The organism is Enterobacter sp. MGH 37, from assembly GCF_000534515.1.
Lineage (GTDB): Bacteria > Pseudomonadota > Gammaproteobacteria > Enterobacterales > Enterobacteriaceae > Enterobacter > Enterobacter kobei.
The window spans coordinates 1857470-1874659 of the sequence record NZ_KI973205.1; the positions used below are offsets into that span (position 1 = coordinate 1857470).

A 17190-nucleotide genomic window follows, 5' to 3' on the forward strand; every position below is an offset into this window, starting at 1 on the left:
ACGTGAGACGCCGGGGGCTTGCCCCCGGTTTTTTTATCGGTTATCCGGAGGATGAATGACTGTCACGGACATCGTACTGGTTTTATTTATTGTCGCCCTTCTGGCTTACGCTATCTATGACGAGTTCATTATGCCTCGCCGCCACGGCGAGACGCTACTGACCCTTCCCCTCTTACGCCGCGGACGCATTGATGCGTTTATCTTCGCGGGTCTGGTGGTCATTCTGATCTACAATAACGTCACCAGCCACGGTGCAATATTAACCACATGGTTATTATGTGCGCTGGCATTAATGGCGATATACCTTTTCTGGATCCGTTCGCCAAAACTCATTTTTAAAAAATACGGATTCTTCTTCGCCAACGTATGGATAGAATATAACCGCATTAAAGAGATGAATTTATCCGAAGACGGTGTGTTAGTGATGCAATTAGAACAACGCCGCCTGCTCATCCGGGTCAAGAATATTGATGACCTTGAGAAAATCTACACATTACTCCTTAAAACTCAATAAGTTAAATTTATAGCATCGGCTATATATTACGCTATTTTCTCACCCTGAATATAGCCGTTGCTATATCTGCTATCCTCTTTTGACTTATATTCATTAACGATATTTTCACGCATAAACCTAAATGAAAATCGTTATCAAGAAAGCGAGTAAATTAAGCCTTCCTCGATGTTGTTTTATATTCTCAAAATATGTTAAGGTTGCGCCCGTCGTTGGGGAGTAGCCGATTTCCTGCACGCAGGAAATGTACGTGTCAACATACTCGTTGAAAAACGTGGCACGTACGGATCGCTTTCAGCACGCTTACGGTGCAAAAGAGATCAGGCGAGACCATAGATACATCAACTGCTGTTTACTGGGGGCAGTGATGTGTCATATGGATATCCCCGGTCTGGACGCTGTTATGAATATCTCCGCTACGATCCTTCTCGCTTTTGGCATGTCCATGGACGCTTTTGCTGCCTCCATTGGCAAGGGTGCCACGCTCCACAAACCTAAATTCTCAGAAGCACTGCGTACCGGGCTGATTTTTGGCGCCATCGAAACGCTGACACCGCTCATCGGTTGGGGTCTGGGTATGCTCGCCAGCCAGTTCGTGCTCGAGTGGAATCACTGGATCGCGTTCGTTCTGCTGGTGTTTCTCGGTGGCCGAATGGTCATCGAGGGTTTTCGCGGCGGGGATGATGAAGATGCGGAACCGCAATACCGCCATGGATTCTGGCTGCTGGTGACAACCGCTATCGCCACAAGCCTTGACGCCATGGCCGTCGGGGTGGGTCTGGCTTTCCTGCAGGTTAACATTATCGCCACTGCGCTGGCCATTGGCTGTGCAACACTGATTATGTCCACGCTGGGCATAATGGTCGGACGCTTTATCGGCCCGCTACTGGGTAAACGCGCCGAGATCTTAGGCGGTATCGTTTTGATCGGCATTGGTGCCCAGATCCTCTGGGCACACTTCGCGGGTTAAGCGTCGCGCTGCCAGACATGGATACTGAAATCTGTCTGGCAGCTAAATGTCGTCCGGGCCGCTAGCGCCGCCCAAACTTCCGGTTTTGCCCGCCACGCGAACGGCGTCATCTGCAATAGTGCTACCGCCTCCTGCCCCTCCAGATCCATGTGATACGCCACTGACTGCTCCTGCTTCAGCGTAAAACCTGCCAGCTGTTCAGAATGGGGGGCATGCAGACGCACTTCGTCGTAGATCAGCCCTTTCAGCTCCATCAGATGACGCGGGCCGGGTGTGACGGTGATGACCCATCCGCCGGGTTTCACCACCCGTGCAAGCTCTTGCGCTTTACAGGGAGCATAGATGCGGATGATAGCGTCCTTACTGGCATCTTCGAACGGCAACCGGTGGCTTGAAGCCACGCAGTACGTCACGCCAGCGTAGCGTTTAGCCGCCGCGCGAATGGCCACTTTCGACACGTCGAGACCGAATGTTACGGCCCCCTTCTCACGCGCCACTTCCGCAAACCGCGCGGTGTAGTATCCTTCTCCACAACCGATATCCAGCATGGCGGACGCCGAATCAGGCAACATATCATCCAGCATCTGCGCAACTGTCTCCCGCAGCGGCAGATAGTGTCCGGCATCGAGAAATGCACGGCGTGCCTGCATCATCTCCGCACTATCGCCCGGATCGCGGGAGCGCTTATGCTGCACCGGCAGAAGATTCACATATCCTTCTTTCGCCATATCAAACTGATGTCCCTGCGGACAACGATAACTTTTATCTGAGCGCATCAGCGACGCATGACAAAGGGGGCAACTGAAGGACATGGCAACTCCGGGGCATAAACCAAAGGGCGAAGTGTACCGCTATTCGCCCCGCTATAAAACGGCTGGATTACCGCATGACGATAAGGTGGTCAGAACCGGCCGGGAGGCCATCAGGTTTTATATTCTCCAGGCGCAGCACGTTGCCCATGATTTCGCTGAAAACCGGCGCTGAAACCGCCCCACCGTAGTACGCCCCGTTTTGAGGCTCGTTAATCACCACGACCAGCGCAAAACGCGGATCGCTCGCAGGTGCGACGCCCGCGGTATAGGCGACATATTTATCGACATATTTGCCGCTGTCATCAATCTTCTTCGCCGTACCGGTTTTTACCGCCACGCGGTAATCACGCACCGCGGCCTTAACGCCACCGCCACCGGGTAGCGCAACGCTCTCCATCATATGCTCCACCTCATGCGCGATCTCCTCCGGCATAACGCGGTGCCCGATAACGGGGGGATCGATGCGGGTGATCGACAGGGGACGCTCCAGTCCAAATCCGCCAATCGTCGCATAGACGTGGGCAAGCTGGAGCGGCGTCACCATCAGGCCATAGCCGAAGGCAAAGGTCGCGCGGTCGAGCTGGCTCCAGTACTTACGCTGTGGCAACAGGCCCGCGCTCTCCCCCGTTAAGCCAAGACCCGTGTTCGTGCCAAAACCAAAGTTCCGGTAGGTATCAAGAAGGTGCTGTATGGGCATCGCCAGCGAGAGCCGGGAGACTCCGGTATCGCTCGATTTCTGCAGGATCCCGGTCATCGTCAGCTCCGGGTAGTAGCCCACGTCGCGAATACGGTGTCCATCAAGTGTATAAGGATGGGTGTCAATCACGCTGTCCGGCTGGACCAGCCCCTGCTGCAGCGCCGTCATCAGCACCAGCGGTTTAACGGTCGAACCGGGTTCGAACGTATCGCTAATAGCCCGGTTACGAAAATCGTTAATTGTCGCGCCTTCCCGGTTATTGGGGTTGAAGTCCGGGTAACTCGCCATGGCGAGTATTTCGCCGGTTGGGATATTGATCAATACCGATGCCCCTGATTCGGCCTTATTCCAGGCCACGGCATTATCCAGCGCGTCTTCGGTAATGGTCTGTAGCCGCTCGTCGATGCTGAGCTGAATGTTATGCGCTGGCGTGGGCGCAACTTCCGTCAGGTTTTCAACCACCCGGCCGTAGCGATCCTCCCTTACCTGTCGGACACCCGCTTTACCCGTCAGCTGAGTATTAAAGCTTTTTTCCACCCCTTCAATGCCCTGCCCGTCAATATTGGTGAAGCCAATCAGATTGGCCGCCACGTGGCCTGCCGGGTAAAAACGGCGCGATTCATCACGCAGGTTAATTCCCGGCAAATTCAGTTTATCAATCCATTTGGCCTGCGCAGGATCAACCTGACGAGCCAGGTAAATGAACCGGCCCCTGGGATTGGCGTTAATGCGCGAAGAGAGGGTATTCAGGGAGAGATGAAGCGCGCTCGCCAGCGCCTGCCAGCGATCGTCAAAACCAACGCCCCCTTTTGCGAGTACCGTTTTAGGGTCGGCCCATACGGCTCTGACGGGCACGCTGACCGCCAGAGGTCGGCCTTCACGATCCGTGATCATCCCTCGTGGAGCATCAATCGTCAGCTGACGCAGCGATCGCATATCTTCCTGCTTCACCAGGTTGTCAGGTTTGATGATTTGTAGCCAGGCAACACGACCCAGTAAAAAAGCCAGACTGCAGAAAATAGCAAAACAGAGCAGCGCAAAACGCGCTGGTGTGAAATTGCCAGCGCTCATAATTAATTTCTTTTTCACCTGAACCCCAGAGCTGTTAAACAACGCTCTGATTTAACGGGAAAAGATGCGCTGAGGGAGGCGAAACTGTGCTTCTAACCTCGCAGCTTTGCAACAAGTTGCTAACGAGACAGAGGATAGTCATATTTTGAAAGATAGGGGCATAAAAAAGCCCCGCATTGTGCGAGGCTTTATGTCTGAGATTGAAGTGCTACGCGCTTCAGTCAGCAGCGGTTCGATCAGATAGCAGTTACGTTAACTGCAGCTGGGCCTTTCTGGCCGTCCTGAATTTCGAACTCAACGTTCTGGCCTTCAGCCAGAGTTTTGAAGCCGTTACCCTGGATTGCAGAGAAGTGTACGAACACGTCTTTGCTGCCGTCAGCAGGAGTAATGAAACCAAAACCTTTAGACTCGTTGAACCACTTAACTTGACCTTTAATCTTTGCCATTTGCAAAATTCCTTAGAGTGTTTTCTTAGCCCGCAGGCATTGACTGAGATAAAACTGAGACATTACTGCATGAGGCACTAATATAAGGTTCGGCAGAGAAGCGGTATTCAACGACAACGTGTTTACTCAGGACTTCTTTACTGAAAATGCCACACATAAACAGAACTGTACCTCGTTTGACCCAAAACGTGTTATCACACACTATGTTTAATATGGCAAGCCATTTTTAAACATGTCTCGATCCGCCGCACAAATTCGAACACTGTCTGTAAGGATTTGCACAATTATGCGCGATACACACAGACAGCTTAACGCTCTTACACAGGCTCTACGGTGCTTTCGCAAGCACTGTAATCTAAGACTTTTTTAACATAGCTCAATCATTACAATGCGTCCAGCAACCGTGAAAAGAAATCTTCGGAATTGATTGAGTTAGAACAAATTGTGAAAACTTATGCTTAAATCATTGCAACGGGGGGCGTATTGTTTCAGGAAAAACTCGATGTTAATAATCCGCACCGAACTGTATTAAAATGCAGCAGGTAATAAGGAGGGTTATGCACCAAAATAATGAAATTTTTATGACGCTGCATCAAAACAAGGCAAACAAAACGTTTCGATAAAAATAAAACATTTTTGAGCGTAGATACATACAGAATATATGCAACAATTCATCGCTTCGTTTCTAAGGATAAATAATCGCCAGTTTTCAGTATCCTGAAAGTACTATTAACTGGTGCTAAATTATCTGCCTTGCCACTTAACGCATTTTCAGGGAGGGATTACACCTGGACTGAACCAGACCACAGTCCCTCCCGGGACACGGCAATCAGCGCTCAGCCACCAGACGGATAAAATCGTCCTGATCCTGGTTGTTTTCAGCGACAGCCTCTTTTGACTCGTCTTTCCCTTCCGGTTCGTTAGCCTCGCACAGACGACGCAGCAGCGCATTCTGACGCTTTTGCTGATCGAGCAGCGCTTCCAGCAGTTCAATCTGTTCGTTTGTACGGGAACTGGCACGGTTCACGAAAAACCAAATGACCAGACCCACCAGCAGAACAACCAAAGAGATCATCAGGGATGCTACATTCAGCAACCCTGAGTTCAGTAACTCACCCATTTCACCACCTCAATAAAAACGCCTATTTTACCACTGGTGCGAAGGAAGGAAATCACCTTAAGAAAAAATGCGTGCTACCACGGGATAAACTTATTGATTGCGCAAACGCCGCTAAAAAACTGTACATCCTGATCGCACATCACATTGATCGTCTGCGTCCATAACACCACGCACGCTATCAGTACGACAATCAGAATCACCCAGCGTATTTTTTTCACTCCACACTCCGTCTAAAGACCTGATACAACCAGGTTATCACGGTGACCTTAAACAAGGACTAACTGTACCAACATCAGGTCTTTTTCAGAATCCTGCACTTGTTTCATTACGTAAACCGTTTAGGCTAGCCTCATGATAACAACGATAAAAGAGGTAACAATGCGCGTAATTATTCGAACGATTATAGTACTGGCGATACTCTGGATTGGACTTTTGTTAACCGGCTACGGTGTGCTTGTGGGAAGCACCGAAAATGCAGCAGGCTTAGGTATTCAGTGTAAGTACGTAACAGCACAAGGCGTAAGCACGGCGCAGTATCTCCATTCTGATAGTGGCATCATTGGTTTAACCAACTGCCCGGTACTGAGAAAGATGTCCGTCGTGGTTGATAATGGCTAACTGGCCTGGTTAACCACTGACGAAAAACGCCGCAGAAGATGCGGCGTTTTTTTATGCTAAAACGCGTTAAAAGGGATAGTCGTGATAGCCCATCTGCTCGGAAATCTTACGCGCGGCTGTGTGCAGAATAGCCACATACTCGTGCAGACGCTCTTCTGAGAAGCGCAGGGTTGGGAAAGAGATACTTAAACCCGCGATCACCACGCCAAAACGGTCAAACACCGGAACGCCGATGCAGCGCAGCCCTTCTTCCTGCTCTTCGTTATCTTCGCCGTATCCTTGTTCACGCACCTTGTCGAGTACCGTTAACAGTTCATCAGTATTGGTAATGGTTCGTTCCGTACTGCGTTTATATTCCACACCATCAAGGATCTGCTTCACCTCTTCGCGATCGCGCCACGCCAGCAGAACCTTGCCAATTGCCGTGCTATAAAGCGGGTTGCGGCGGCCAATGCGCGAATACATACGCAGGTTGTACATGGAGTCGATTTTATGGATGTAAACAATGCTGTCTTCATCCAGTGCACCCAGGTGGATGGTCTCTTTGGTCAGACGGGAGATCTCACGCATCTGAATGTCCGCGCTGCGGATCAAATCAACGTTTTGCAGCGCCCGGGCACCCAGTTCGAACAGCTTTAGCGTCAGAGAGTATTTTTCAGACTCTCCTTCCTGCGCTACATAACCCAGTGATTTCATGGTTTGCAAAAAGCGGTAAACGGTGCTTTTCGACATCATCACACGCTGCGACAACTCTGTAATACCAATTTCACGCTCTTCTCCGAGCGCCTGTAAGATGCCAAACACCTTCAGCACGGAAGAAACAGAATCTGGCTGTTTATCCAAATCCGCAATTGCCATTTACCACCTCATAGAGAGTGTTTTATAAAAATCAGAACCGGTTTTTATTATAAATTCCTGTGATGTTACCTGCAATCAATGCGCGTTTGTTTCGTTACAAATCTGCGACATATAACGGCGTTAACAGTGCTAAAATCGTTACCCTGAGAATAATTTCACCCTGAGCTTTTTATCCCCGATGGAAAAGAACCTTTCCGATGGTCTGCCTTTGCCCCTGCGGTATGGCGCCATTGCTACGATTATTATTGGGATCTCAATGGCCGTCCTCGATGGCGCGATTGCGAACGTTGCCCTGCCCACTATCGCCAGCGACCTGCAGGCCTCCCCGGCCAGCTCGATATGGATTGTTAACGCCTATCAGATTGCGATTGTGGTTTCCCTGCTCTCCTTCTCTTTCCTCGGCGACATGTTCGGCCACCGTCGGGTCTATCAGTGCGGCCTGGTGGTGTTCACCTTTACCTCGCTGTTATGCGCCCTGTCTGACTCATTGCACACGCTGACGCTGGCGCGCATAGCGCAGGGCTTTGGCGGTGCGGCGCTGATGAGTGTAAATACGGCATTGATCCGCTTGATCTATCCGCAACGCCACCTTGGACGCGGGATGGGGATAAACTCGTTTATTGTCGCGGTTTCCTCCGCCGCCGGACCAACAATTGCCGCAGCCATACTCTCTGTCGCCTCATGGCAATGGCTCTTTGCCATAAACGTGCCGCTGGGTATCGTGGCTATCTTCTTTGCCCTGCGTTTTCTTCCTGCTAACGGCCCCAAAAGTACCATGCCGCGTTTTGACGTCCCCAGCGCAGTGATGAATGCACTGACCTTTGGTCTGCTGATTACTGCCCTGAGCGGCTTTGCTCAGGGACAATCCATGGCGCTTACCGGCATCGAGCTTATCGCCCTGCTGGTAACAGGCTTCTTCTTTGTTCGCCGTCAGCTCGCCCTGCCCGTTCCTTTGCTGCCGGTAGATCTGCTGCGTATCCCCCTCTTTTCGCTCTCCATCTGTACGTCCATTTGCTCGTTCTGCGCTCAGATGCTGGCGCTGGTTTCTCTGCCCTTCTTTCTGCAGAGTGTGGTAGGACGTTCGGAGGTGGAGACCGGGCTGCTGCTAACGCCCTGGCCACTGGCGACGATGGTGATGGCACCGCTGGCGGGTTACTTAATTGAACGTATTCATGCCGGTTTGTTGGGTGCGGTGGGACTGGCCGTCATGGCAACCGGCCTTTTCGCGCTGGCACTGTTACCGTCATCACCCAGCGATCTGGACATCGTCTGGCGCATGATCCTCTGTGGTGCGGGGTTCGGCCTGTTTCAGTCCCCCAATAATCACACCATCATCACCTCTGCGCCCCGTCACCGCAGTGGCGGCGCCAGCGGGATGTTGGGAACTGCGCGCCTTCTGGGGCAAAGCAGCGGCGCGGCGCTGGTTGCCCTGATGTTTAACCTTGCCGGGCAAAACGGTAACCACGTTGCGCTGCTCACCGCCGGCGCGCTTGCCACCCTCGCGGCCATCGTCAGCGGTCTGCGCGTTACCCAGCCCAGGGTTCAGGCATAAAAAAAGCCGGGCGGAGAATACGCCTGCCCGGCTTATTGTGACGCTTCGCGTTACTTCAGGTATTCCCCACTGCGCAGCGCTTCAATACGTTTATCCAGCGGCGGGTGAGACATAAACAGCTCACTGAGCGACTTTGATTTACCGTTGATGCAGAAGGCCATCATGCTGTTCGCTTCCTGCGGCTCGTAGCTGGTTTTCAGGCGCTGCAGGGCAGCAATCATCTTCTCGCGTCCCACCAGTTTCGCAGAGCCGGCATCCGCGTGGAATTCACGGTGGCGCGAGAACCACATGGTGATAATACTCGCCAGAATACCGAACACCAGTTCCAGCACCATCGACACGGCGAAGTAGATCAGCGGGTTACCGTTGCTCTCTTCACCTTCATCACGGTTGCCGCCCATAAAGCCCGCCGCAATCTGCGCCAGGATACGGGAGATAAAGATAACGAAGGTGTTCACCACGCCCTGAATCAGCGTCATGGTCACCATGTCGCCGTTGGCAATATGGCTGATTTCGTGAGCGATGACCGCTTCGGCTTCGTCACGGCTCATGTTTTGCAGCAACCCGGTGCTGACAGCAACCAGCGATGCATCACGACGGGCACCCGTGGCAAACGCGTTAATATCGGGCGCATGGTAAATGGCCACCTGCGGCATGGCGATCCCGGCCTGACGGGATTGCTGAGCCACCGTATTCATCAGCCACTGTTCCATATCGTTACGCGGCTGCTCAATCACCTCACCGCCGACGGATTTCAGCGCCATCCACTTTGACATCAGCAGGGAAATGAACGAGCCACCAAAACCAAACAGCAGCGCCATAATCAACAGACCCTGAACGCTACTCGACTGAATTCCTGTCAGGCTTAGCACGAGCCCGAAAACCACCATCACCGCCAGGTTGGTGAGCAGGAAGAGCGCGATTCGCATCATAATTTTCTTTTAACCTCAGTTTAACAAAGCGCACTATGCGATTACCCACATCGTATGGGTATTGCGGCTATTTTCAAGCATCCGGAGGGCGTAAGTCACCAGAAAGACACAACTTTACACAATTGGAAATCTGCCTGACGGAAGGATGCGGAACAAAAAGAAACAGGCACAATTTCTTGTGCCTGTTGGGGGATTATTTCGCCGGAGCGGGTTGCTCGGCAGGCTTATCTTTTTCCAGATTCGCCAGGTCGAGGGCGATATGCACCGTCTCGTCCAGGTAAGGATCCGGCTCCTGGTAATCTTTTGGCAGATCGTCCAGTTTCTTGAGCAGAGGCTTACCTTCACGCTTGAAGCGGTCGTTGATACGGGCCAGACGCGTGGCATCGTCTTCGTTGTTCTCTTTCTCACGCTGGGCGTAGTTCAGAGAAACAATATTCCGTTTATCCTTCAGGGCATTGAAACGCGCAATGTCCTTCATGATGTACTGGAATTCCGGATCTTTCGCGATGCGGTCGTTATGCGCTTTCAGCAGTTCAGGGCCAAATTGCGTCATATCACCCGCTTTCACATAGGTCGCAGCATTGATGCTGTCCCACGGTAACGCGTTATCTTCAAACTTCTCGCCAGTTTCGGTCTCTTCCGTTCCTGTCGGCATCATGATATCCGGCGTGACGCCTTTACGCTGCGTACTGCCGCCGTTGACGCGGTAGAACTTCTGAATGGTGTACTGCACTGAACCCAGCGCAGGCCATTCCGGACGCAGCATCTGATCGTAGATACGGTTCAGCGATCGATACTGCTGAACGGTGCCTTTACCAAAGGTTGGCTCACCCACGATCAGCGCACGGCCGTAGTCCTGCATTGCCGCGGCAAAGATCTCAGACGCAGACGCACTGAAGCGGTCGACCAGCACGACCAGCGGGCCTTTGTAGTAGACCACACCGTCGTTGTCGGCATCTTCACGGACTTTACCGTTGTTATCACGCACCTGAACCACAGGGCCAGACGGGATGAAGAGGCCAGAGAGCGATACCGCTTCTGTCAGCGCACCACCGCCGTTGCTGCGCAGGTCAATGATGACGCTGCTGACGTTCTGTTTCTCAAGTTTCTGCAGCTGAACCTTCACATCGTCGGTCAGCCCTACGTAGAAGCCAGGGATATCCAGGACACCCACCTTCTCTTTACCCACGGTTTTCACCGACATTTTCACCGCGCGGTCTTCCAGACGGATACGCTCACGGGTCAGGGTAACGATACGGGTTTTAGTGCCTTTACCCGCAGGCAGAATTTCCAGACGAACTTTGCTGCCTTTCGGACCTTTAATCAGCGCAACCACGTCGTCAAGACGCCAGCCAATGACATCGACCATGCCTTTACCGGTTTGTCCGACCCCGACAATGCGGTCACCTACGCTGATCGCTTTGCTTTTGGAGGCCGGGCCACCCGCCACCATGGAATTGATCACGGTGTAATCATCGTCCATCTGCAGTACCGCACCGATACCTTCCAGAGACAGGCTCATTTCGGTATTGAACTGTTCGGTGTTGCGCGGGGAGAGATAGTTGGTGTGCGGATCGATTTCGTGCGCAAAGGCCGTCATCGCCAGAGAGAAGACATCCTCACTGTTGGTCTGCGCCAGACGACGAATGGCAAATTTGTAACGACGCGTCAGCGTGTCACGGATCTCTTTTTCATCTTTGCCGGTCAGCTTGAGACTCAGTTCGTCGTATTTGACCTTTCCGTCCCACAGCGCATTCAACTCGGCTTCATCTTTTGGCCACGGCGCTTTGCTGCGATCAAGATTAAAATTGTCGTTGCCGGTGAAGTCCATCGGACGTTCGAGCACTTTCAGGGCGTACTGATAGCGTTCAAAGCGGCGCTTTTGCGACAGGTTGTAGAGGTCGTAGAAAAGATCCAGCTTGCCTGACCGCAACTCATCACCCACCTCGGATTTGCGCTTAGCGAACTGCTCGACATCACTGGCGAGCAAAACGTTATGGCTGTAATCCAGCAAGTTCAGATAGCGGTCAAAGATTTTGGCCGAAAAGGCCTGATCGAGATCGAACTGACGATAGTGCGAGCGGGTAAAACGAGACGTCACGCGCTCGCTCACCGTCGCGTGCTGCGTCTCTTCCTTGAGTACCGGAATTTGATCAACACGCGTGATATCGTCCACTGCGAAAGCATGGCCTGTTATAGCAAACAGACCCGCCAGCGCGGTGAGCTTAAAAAAAGTGTTCATGCCAGGCTTGGCCTCCGTTTCAGAACAACAAGTGTTCTGCGCGTACAATCATTGACATACCAGAAGTCAGCTGTACACGAACGCCATCTTTGGTGATTTCCAGTACGGTGGCGTCCATAGCATTGTTGCCCGCTTTGACCTTCAGCGCCTGACCCACGCTCAGCGCGTTGATGTCAGAAACCGGGGTATGGCGCGGCTCTTCACGAGGCGCACGTGGAGCTTTGGCTGCTGGTTTGTCTGCACGCGGTTTGCGATCGTTATTATCGTGACGACGCGGCGCAGGGCGCGGTTTACGCTCACGACGAGGCGCTTCTTCCTGGCCGTTTGCCGCTGCGGCTTCGCGTTTTTTCGCTTGCTGTTCTGCACGTTGTGCCTGAACGCGTGCTTTGGCTTCTTCAAGCTGCTTGCGTGCGTGTTCAACGTGCTGCTCGTCCAGCTCACCACAAGGGTTGCCGTCGAGATCCACGCGAGTCGCGCCCGGTTTGATACCGTACAGGTAACGCCAGCTCGAAGTATAAAGACGTAAGGCAGATCGCAACTGAGTTTTGCTGAGGTTCATTTCCCCCTCAACGCGCGCTACCAGATCCTGAAAAATACCGACTTTCAGGGGACGAGCTTCACCTTCCGCGCTGAAGCACTGCGGGAAACGCTCGGCCAGAAATGCGATAACTTCTTTACTGCTATTCAACTTAGGTTGATTTTCCATGAAATTTCCTGATTACAACGGACGTTGCCAACAAGCGCAGGCATGAACAGGCGTCATTATAATGACGCTATCAGTAAATGCTACGTTATCCGTTGATTATCCTGCGACGCTCGCAAAGAATTTTTGATAATCGGTGCCGGCAAGGACGTTTTCCAGATTCGCCACCAGCTCGCGCAGCCCTTGCTCGTCCTCGGTTGTGAAGCGACTGAAGACGGTGCTGTCGATATCCAAAACGCCAATAATCTGATTTCTTACCACCAGCGGCAGTACGATCTCAGAATTACTGGCGGCATCACAGGCGATATGCCCGTCAAACACATGAACATCTTCCACACGCTGTACCTGATTCTCGGCCACCGCAGTACCGCATACACCGCGCCCGACCGGAATACGCACGCAAGCCAGTTTGCCCTGGAACGGGCCAAGTACCAGCGTGTCACCTTCCAGGAGGTAAAAGCCAGCCCAGTTCACGTCAGAGAGACGTTCGAACAACAATGCGCTAGTATTTGCCAGAGTGGCTAAGAAGCTGGTCTCACCCGCCATCAATGCCTTAAAATCGCGGTTCAGATCCGCGTAGAATTCTGTTTTGTTCATTATTCAATCACTTAGTTGTCTTACAAAATTACCGCATAGCCTATTAAAATAAGCATTAAATGCGCTCATGCTCAAGATGAATCCGTTCATGAGTTAATATAACGTTCAACAATACTTATTTGTGCGCAGCTGATGGCCTTAAAAACAACCAAAATTACGCCGACAAAAAAGATAACGGTCCATACGGTAAGAGACGCTTTGCCTCGTGCACATTATCAGCGTTGCCCCCAGTGCGATACGCTTTTTATGTTGCCGAAGATGAAATCGCACCAAAGTGCCTTTTGCCCCCGATGTGACGCGAAAATTCGTGACGGCCGAGACTGGTCGTTAACCCGTCTGGCCGCCATGGCCGTCACCATGCTGCTGCTGATGCCCTTCGCCTGGACCGAGCCCCTGCTGAAGCTCTACCTGCTTGGCGTACGCATTGATGCCAACGTGCTGCAGGGGATCTGGCAGATGACCCGTCAGGGCGATCCGATTACCGCTGCCATGGTGCTGTTTTGCGCCGTTGGCGCGCCACTGGTGCTGGTTGCAGCCATTGCCTATCTGTGGTTTGGCAACATCCTGGGGATGAATCTTCGCCCGGTGCTGCTGATGCTGGATAAACTCAAAGAGTGGGTGATGCTGGATATCTATCTGGTCGGTGTGGGCGTGGCATCAATTAAAGTGCAGGATTATGCTTTTCTGCAGCCGGGCGTCGGGCTTTTTGCCTTTATCTGCCTGGTGCTGCTCAGCATCCTGACGCTGATCCACCTGAACGTTGAGCAACTCTGGGAGCGTTTTTACCCTCAGCGCCCTGCCACCCGTCCGGATGAGAATCTCCGCGTCTGTCTGGGATGCCATTACACCGGGTTGCCCGATCCCCGTGGGCGCTGTCCGCGCTGCCACATACCCTTGCTGCATCGACGCAATAACAGTCTGCAAAAATGCTGGGCGGCGCTGATTGCCTCCCTGGTGTTCTTGATCCCCGCCAATATGCTGCCGATTTCCATCATTTACGTGAATGGTGCCCGTCAGGAGGATACAATCCTCTCCGGCATTATCTCCCTGGCACACAGCAACGTTGGGGTGGCGGCCATCGTCTTTATCGCCAGTATCCTGGTTCCTTTTACCAAAGTCGTGGTGATGTTCACCCTGCTCATCAGCATTCACTTTAAGTGTGAACAAGGATTACGAACCCGAATACTGCTTCTGCGATTTGTCACCTGGATTGGCCGCTGGTCCATGTTGGATCTGTTTGTGATTTCGCTGATGATGTCGCTAATAAATCGCGACCAGTTACTTGCTTTTACTATGGGACCCGCAGCTTTTTATTTCGGCTCTGCGGTGATATTGACTATTCTTGCTGTGGAATGGCTGGATAGCCGCTTACTTTGGGATGCACATGAGTCAGGAAACCCCCGCTTCGCCGACTGAAGCGAGAATTAAAACTAAACGCCGCATTTCGCCATTCTGGTTGCTGCCTGTCATCGCCCTGATGATTGCAGGCTGGCTTATCTGGACGAGCTATGAAGATCGCGGAAGTACCGTCACCATTGATTTCCAGACCGCCGACGGCATCGTCGCCGGACGAACCCCCGTTCGTTTTCAGGGGGTTGAAGTCGGTACGGTTCAGGACATCTCACTCGGAAAAGGGCTGAACAAAATTCAGGTGCGGGTCAGCATTAAATCGGACATGCAGGACGCGCTGCGCAGCGAAACGCAGTTCTGGCTGGTCACGCCGAAGGCGTCTCTGGCGGGTGTCTCGGGGCTGGATGCGCTGGTTGGCGGTAACTACATCGGTATGATGCCAGGCAAGGGCGAACCGCAGGATCACTTTGTCGCGCTGGATACGCAGCCAAAATACCGTCTCAATAACGGCGATCTGATGATCCATCTGCAGGCGCCGGATCTCGGCTCACTGAACAGTGGCTCGCTGGTCTATTTCCGAAAAATTCCGGTGGGTCGCGTTTACGATTACGCCATCAATCCGAACAAACAGGGCGTGACCATCGATGTGCTGATCGAAAGGCGATTCACCAACCTGGTGAAAAAAGGCAGCCGCTTCTGGAACGTGTCTGGCGTAGATGCCGACCTCAGCCTGAGCGGTGCTAAAGTGAAGCTGGAGAGCCTGGCCGCGCTGGTAAACGGAGCGATTGCCTTTGACTCCCCGGAGAACTCCAGCCCTGCTGCTGCCGATGATACGTTCGGGTTGTACGCTGATCTGGCGCACAGCCAGCGAGGGGTGATCGTCAAACTTGTTCTGCCCGATGCGAAAGGTCTGAAAGCCGGATCAACACCGCTGATGTATCAGGGTCTGCAGGTAGGTCAGCTCACCAAAATGACGCTCAACCCTGGCGGCTCGGTGACGGGCGAAATGACCGTCGACCCCAGCGTGGTCGATCTCCTGCGCGAGAAAACGCGTATCGAGATGCGCAGTCCGAAGCTCTCTCTGAACGATGCCAGTCTCAGCACTTTGCTGACCGGCAACACGTTTGAACTGATCCCCGGAGAAGGAAAGCCAAGCAACAACTTCGTGATCGCCCCGGCGGATAAAGCCCTGCTGCAAAAACCGGGCGTTGTGACGGTTACGCTAAATGCACCCGAAAGTTATGGTATTGAAGCCGGTCAGCCGCTGATCCTCCACGGTGTCCAGGTGGGTCAGGTTCTGGAGCGAACGCTTTCCGAAAACGGCGTGAGCTTCTCGGTAGCGATCGATCCGCAATACAGCAACCTCGTCCATGGCGACAGTAAATTCGTGGTTAACAGCCGCGTCGATGTGAAGGTAGGCCTGGACGGCGTAGAGTTCCTTGGTGCCAGTGCCAGCGAATGGGTTAACGGCGGCATTCGCATTTTGCCGGGCGATAAAGGCCCCATCCGCGAAAATTACCCGCTGTATGCCAACCTGGACAAAGCGATTGAAAACAGCCTGAGCGATCTGCCGACGACCACGCTGACCTTGAGCGCCGAGACGCTACCGGACGTCCAGGCGGGTTCTGTGGTGCTGTATCGCAAGTTTGAAGTCGGGGAAGTGATCGCCGTTCGCCCGCGTGCGGACGCGTTTGATATCGAACTGCATATCAAGCCGGAGTATCGCAAGCTGCTGACGCCAAACAGCGTCTTCTGGGCCGAAGGCGGCGCGAAAGTTCAGCTTAACGGTAACGGGCTGACCGTGCAGGCCTCCCCGCTCTCACGCGCGCTGCGCGGCGCCATTAGCTTCGATAACCTCAGCGGTGCAGGCGCAAACCTGCGTAAGGGCGATAAGCGTATTCTCTTCCCGTCCGAAACCGCCGCGCGTGCCGTGGGTGGGCAGATTACCCTGCATGCGTTTGATGCCGGTAAGCTGGCGGAAGGCATGCCGATTCGCTACCTGGGCATTGATATCGGCCAGATCCAGAAGCTGACGCTGATCACCTCCCGCAACGAGGTACAGGCCACCGCGGTGCTCTACCCGGAATATGTGCAGACCTTCGCCCGCACCGGTTCCCGCTTCTCGGTGGTGACGCCGCAGATTTCGGCCGCAGGCGTTGAACATCTCGACACTATTCTGCAGCCCTATATCAACGTCGAACCCGGCCAGGGCAATGCACGGCGTGATTTCGAACTGCAGGAAGCCACCATCACCGATTCGCGCTACCTCGGTGGCCTGAGCATTGTGGTGGAAGTCCCGGAAGCAGGCTCACTTGGCATCGGCACGCCGGTTCTGTTCCGCGGTATTGAGGTAGGTACGGTAACGGGTCTGACGCTTGGTACGCTCTCCGATCGTGTGATGGTGGCGTTACGTATCAGCGACCGTTACCAGCACCTGGTACGAAATAACTCGGTATTCTGGCTGGCATCTGGCTACTCGCTGGACTTCGGCCTGACGGGGGGCGTGGTGAAAACCGGTACCTTCAACCAGTTCATCCGTGGTGGTATTGCGTTTGCCACCCCGCCGGGCACGCCACTGGCGCCAAAAGCGCAGTCAGGGAAACACTTCCTGCTGCTCGAAAGCGAACCGAAAGAGTGGCGTGAATGGGGAACGGCCCTGCCGCGTTAATCTGAAAGGCTCCGGTGTCAACGCGCCGGAGCCTTTATGTTAC

The 17190-nt window shown here is 53.3% G+C and carries 16 protein-coding genes, 1 pseudogene and 1 riboswitch; of the genes and pseudogenes, 6 read left to right on the top strand and 11 right to left on the bottom strand.

Translation table 11 applies throughout. The features are described from left to right. The first annotated feature begins 55 nt into the window (after nt 1-55). A complete protein-coding gene (locus L383_RS14950) occupies nt 56-514 on the top strand; it encodes a DUF986 family protein (protein WP_023330637.1) in 459 nt (152 codons plus the stop codon). A 199-nt stretch (nt 515-713) separates the two neighbouring features. Further along, a riboswitch (yybP-ykoY riboswitch) is annotated at nt 714-904 on the top strand. Nucleotides 905-914: 10 nt separating this feature from the next. Continuing rightward, nucleotides 915-1481, top strand: coding sequence for a manganese efflux pump MntP (gene mntP / locus L383_RS0123910; protein WP_032629253.1), 567 nt, complete (start codon nt 915-917; stop codon nt 1479-1481). Here mntP and rlmA read toward each other — a convergent pair. From rlmA to mgrB, 6 genes and pseudogenes are all read right to left on the bottom strand, one after another. Beyond that, complete coding sequence (rlmA, locus tag L383_RS14945; RefSeq protein WP_023330639.1) at nt 1478-2293, bottom strand: 23S rRNA (guanine(745)-N(1))-methyltransferase; 816 nt, start codon at nt 2291-2293, stop codon at nt 1478-1480. The genes mntP and rlmA overlap by 4 nt on opposite strands. A gap of 67 nt (nt 2294-2360) precedes the next feature. Then, nucleotides 2361-4079: a peptidoglycan glycosyltransferase FtsI gene (gene ftsI, locus L383_RS14940; RefSeq protein ID WP_032629033.1), complete on the bottom strand. Its 1719-nt coding sequence runs from the start codon at nt 4077-4079 to the stop codon at nt 2361-2363. Nucleotides 4080-4297: 218 nt separating this feature from the next. Next, entirely contained in the window at nt 4298-4507 is a 210-nt protein-coding gene (cspE, locus tag L383_RS14935; RefSeq protein ID WP_001062678.1) for a transcription antiterminator/RNA stability regulator CspE, read from the bottom strand. Between the two features lie 12 nt (nt 4508-4519). After that, nucleotides 4520-4664: pseudogene (locus L383_RS0123915) on the bottom strand (DUF2627 domain-containing protein). A gap of 672 nt (nt 4665-5336) precedes the next feature. Next, entirely contained in the window at nt 5337-5627 is a 291-nt protein-coding gene (locus L383_RS14930; protein WP_014884285.1) for a YebO family protein, read from the bottom strand. Nucleotides 5628-5701: 74 nt separating this feature from the next. After that, complete coding sequence (gene mgrB, locus L383_RS0123920) at nt 5702-5845, bottom strand: PhoP/PhoQ regulatory lipoprotein MgrB (RefSeq protein WP_014884286.1); 144 nt, start codon at nt 5843-5845, stop codon at nt 5702-5704. Nucleotides 5846-6005: 160 nt separating this feature from the next. Between mgrB and L383_RS14925 the strand changes: the two genes are divergently transcribed. After that, complete coding sequence (locus tag L383_RS14925; protein WP_014884287.1) at nt 6006-6245, top strand: YobH family protein; 240 nt, start codon at nt 6006-6008, stop codon at nt 6243-6245. A gap of 66 nt (nt 6246-6311) precedes the next feature. On the opposite strand, the gene kdgR is transcribed toward L383_RS14925, so the two are convergent. Next, entirely contained in the window at nt 6312-7103 is a 792-nt protein-coding gene (gene kdgR / locus L383_RS14920) for a DNA-binding transcriptional regulator KdgR (protein WP_014884288.1), read from the bottom strand. Nucleotides 7104-7281: 178 nt separating this feature from the next. Here kdgR and L383_RS14915 point away from each other — a divergent pair, with 178 nt between their 5' ends. Beyond that, nucleotides 7282-8655 carry an MFS transporter gene (locus L383_RS14915; protein WP_023330641.1) on the top strand — a complete coding sequence of 458 codons (1374 nt, stop codon included), beginning with the start codon at nt 7282-7284 and terminating at the stop codon, nt 8653-8655. A gap of 50 nt (nt 8656-8705) precedes the next feature. Here L383_RS14915 and htpX read toward each other — a convergent pair whose 3' ends face one another. From htpX to L383_RS14895, 4 genes are all read right to left on the bottom strand, one after another. Continuing rightward, on the bottom strand, nt 8706-9587 hold the full coding sequence (htpX, locus tag L383_RS14910; RefSeq protein ID WP_014884290.1) for a protease HtpX: 882 nt from the start codon (nt 9585-9587) through the stop codon (nt 8706-8708). 193 nt (nt 9588-9780) lie between these two features. Then, nucleotides 9781-11829, bottom strand: a complete 2049-nt coding sequence (prc, locus tag L383_RS14905; RefSeq protein ID WP_014884291.1) for a carboxy terminal-processing peptidase — start codon at nt 11827-11829, stop codon at nt 9781-9783. 19 nt (nt 11830-11848) lie between these two features. Then, nucleotides 11849-12535 carry an RNA chaperone ProQ gene (gene proQ, locus L383_RS14900; RefSeq protein ID WP_014884292.1) on the bottom strand — a complete coding sequence of 229 codons (687 nt, stop codon included), beginning with the start codon at nt 12533-12535 and terminating at the stop codon, nt 11849-11851. Between the two features lie 96 nt (nt 12536-12631). After that, the gene (locus L383_RS14895; RefSeq protein WP_023330642.1) at nt 12632-13129 is read right to left on the bottom strand and encodes a GAF domain-containing protein; all 498 of its coding nucleotides are present in this window, start codon (nt 13127-13129) and stop codon (nt 12632-12634) included. Between the two features lie 132 nt (nt 13130-13261). Between L383_RS14895 and yebS the strand changes: the two genes are divergently transcribed. Both yebS and L383_RS14885 read left to right on the top strand, forming a co-directional pair. Next, nucleotides 13262-14545, top strand: coding sequence for a membrane integrity lipid transport subunit YebS (gene yebS / locus L383_RS14890; RefSeq protein WP_023330643.1), 1284 nt, complete (start codon nt 13262-13264; stop codon nt 14543-14545). Further along, nucleotides 14514-17147 (top strand): PqiB family protein, encoded by a 2634-nt coding sequence (locus L383_RS14885; RefSeq protein ID WP_014884295.1) that lies wholly within the window; start codon nt 14514-14516, stop codon nt 17145-17147. The genes yebS and L383_RS14885 overlap by 32 nt, the downstream gene beginning before the upstream one ends. The last annotated feature ends 43 nt before the right edge of the window (nt 17148-17190 follow it).

Bases quoted from the DNA above. Each gene is read 5' to 3' on its own strand.
- proQ (WP_014884292.1), bottom strand. From the start codon at position 12,535: ATGGAAAATCAACCTAAGTTGAATAGCAGTAAAGAAGTTATCGCATTT.
- L383_RS14925 (WP_014884287.1), top strand. From the start codon at position 6,006: ATGCGCGTAATTATTCGAACGATTATAGTACTGGCGATACTCTGGATT.
- L383_RS14930 (WP_014884285.1), bottom strand. From the start codon at position 5,627: ATGGGTGAGTTACTGAACTCAGGGTTGCTGAATGTAGCATCCCTGATG.
- L383_RS14950 (WP_023330637.1), top strand. From the start codon at position 56: ATGACTGTCACGGACATCGTACTGGTTTTATTTATTGTCGCCCTTCTG.
- yebS (WP_023330643.1), top strand. From the start codon at position 13,262: ATGGCCTTAAAAACAACCAAAATTACGCCGACAAAAAAGATAACGGTC.
- htpX (WP_014884290.1), bottom strand. From the start codon at position 9,587: ATGATGCGAATCGCGCTCTTCCTGCTCACCAACCTGGCGGTGATGGTG.
- kdgR (WP_014884288.1), bottom strand. From the start codon at position 7,103: ATGGCAATTGCGGATTTGGATAAACAGCCAGATTCTGTTTCTTCCGTG.
- rlmA (WP_023330639.1), bottom strand. From the start codon at position 2,293: ATGTCCTTCAGTTGCCCCCTTTGTCATGCGTCGCTGATGCGCTCAGAT.
- mntP (WP_032629253.1), top strand. From the start codon at position 915: ATGAATATCTCCGCTACGATCCTTCTCGCTTTTGGCATGTCCATGGAC.
- L383_RS14885 (WP_014884295.1), top strand. From the start codon at position 14,514: ATGAGTCAGGAAACCCCCGCTTCGCCGACTGAAGCGAGAATTAAAACT.
- cspE (WP_001062678.1), bottom strand. From the start codon at position 4,507: ATGGCAAAGATTAAAGGTCAAGTTAAGTGGTTCAACGAGTCTAAAGGT.
- prc (WP_014884291.1), bottom strand. From the start codon at position 11,829: ATGAACACTTTTTTTAAGCTCACCGCGCTGGCGGGTCTGTTTGCTATA.
- L383_RS14895 (WP_023330642.1), bottom strand. From the start codon at position 13,129: ATGAACAAAACAGAATTCTACGCGGATCTGAACCGCGATTTTAAGGCA.
- L383_RS14915 (WP_023330641.1), top strand. From the start codon at position 7,282: ATGGAAAAGAACCTTTCCGATGGTCTGCCTTTGCCCCTGCGGTATGGC.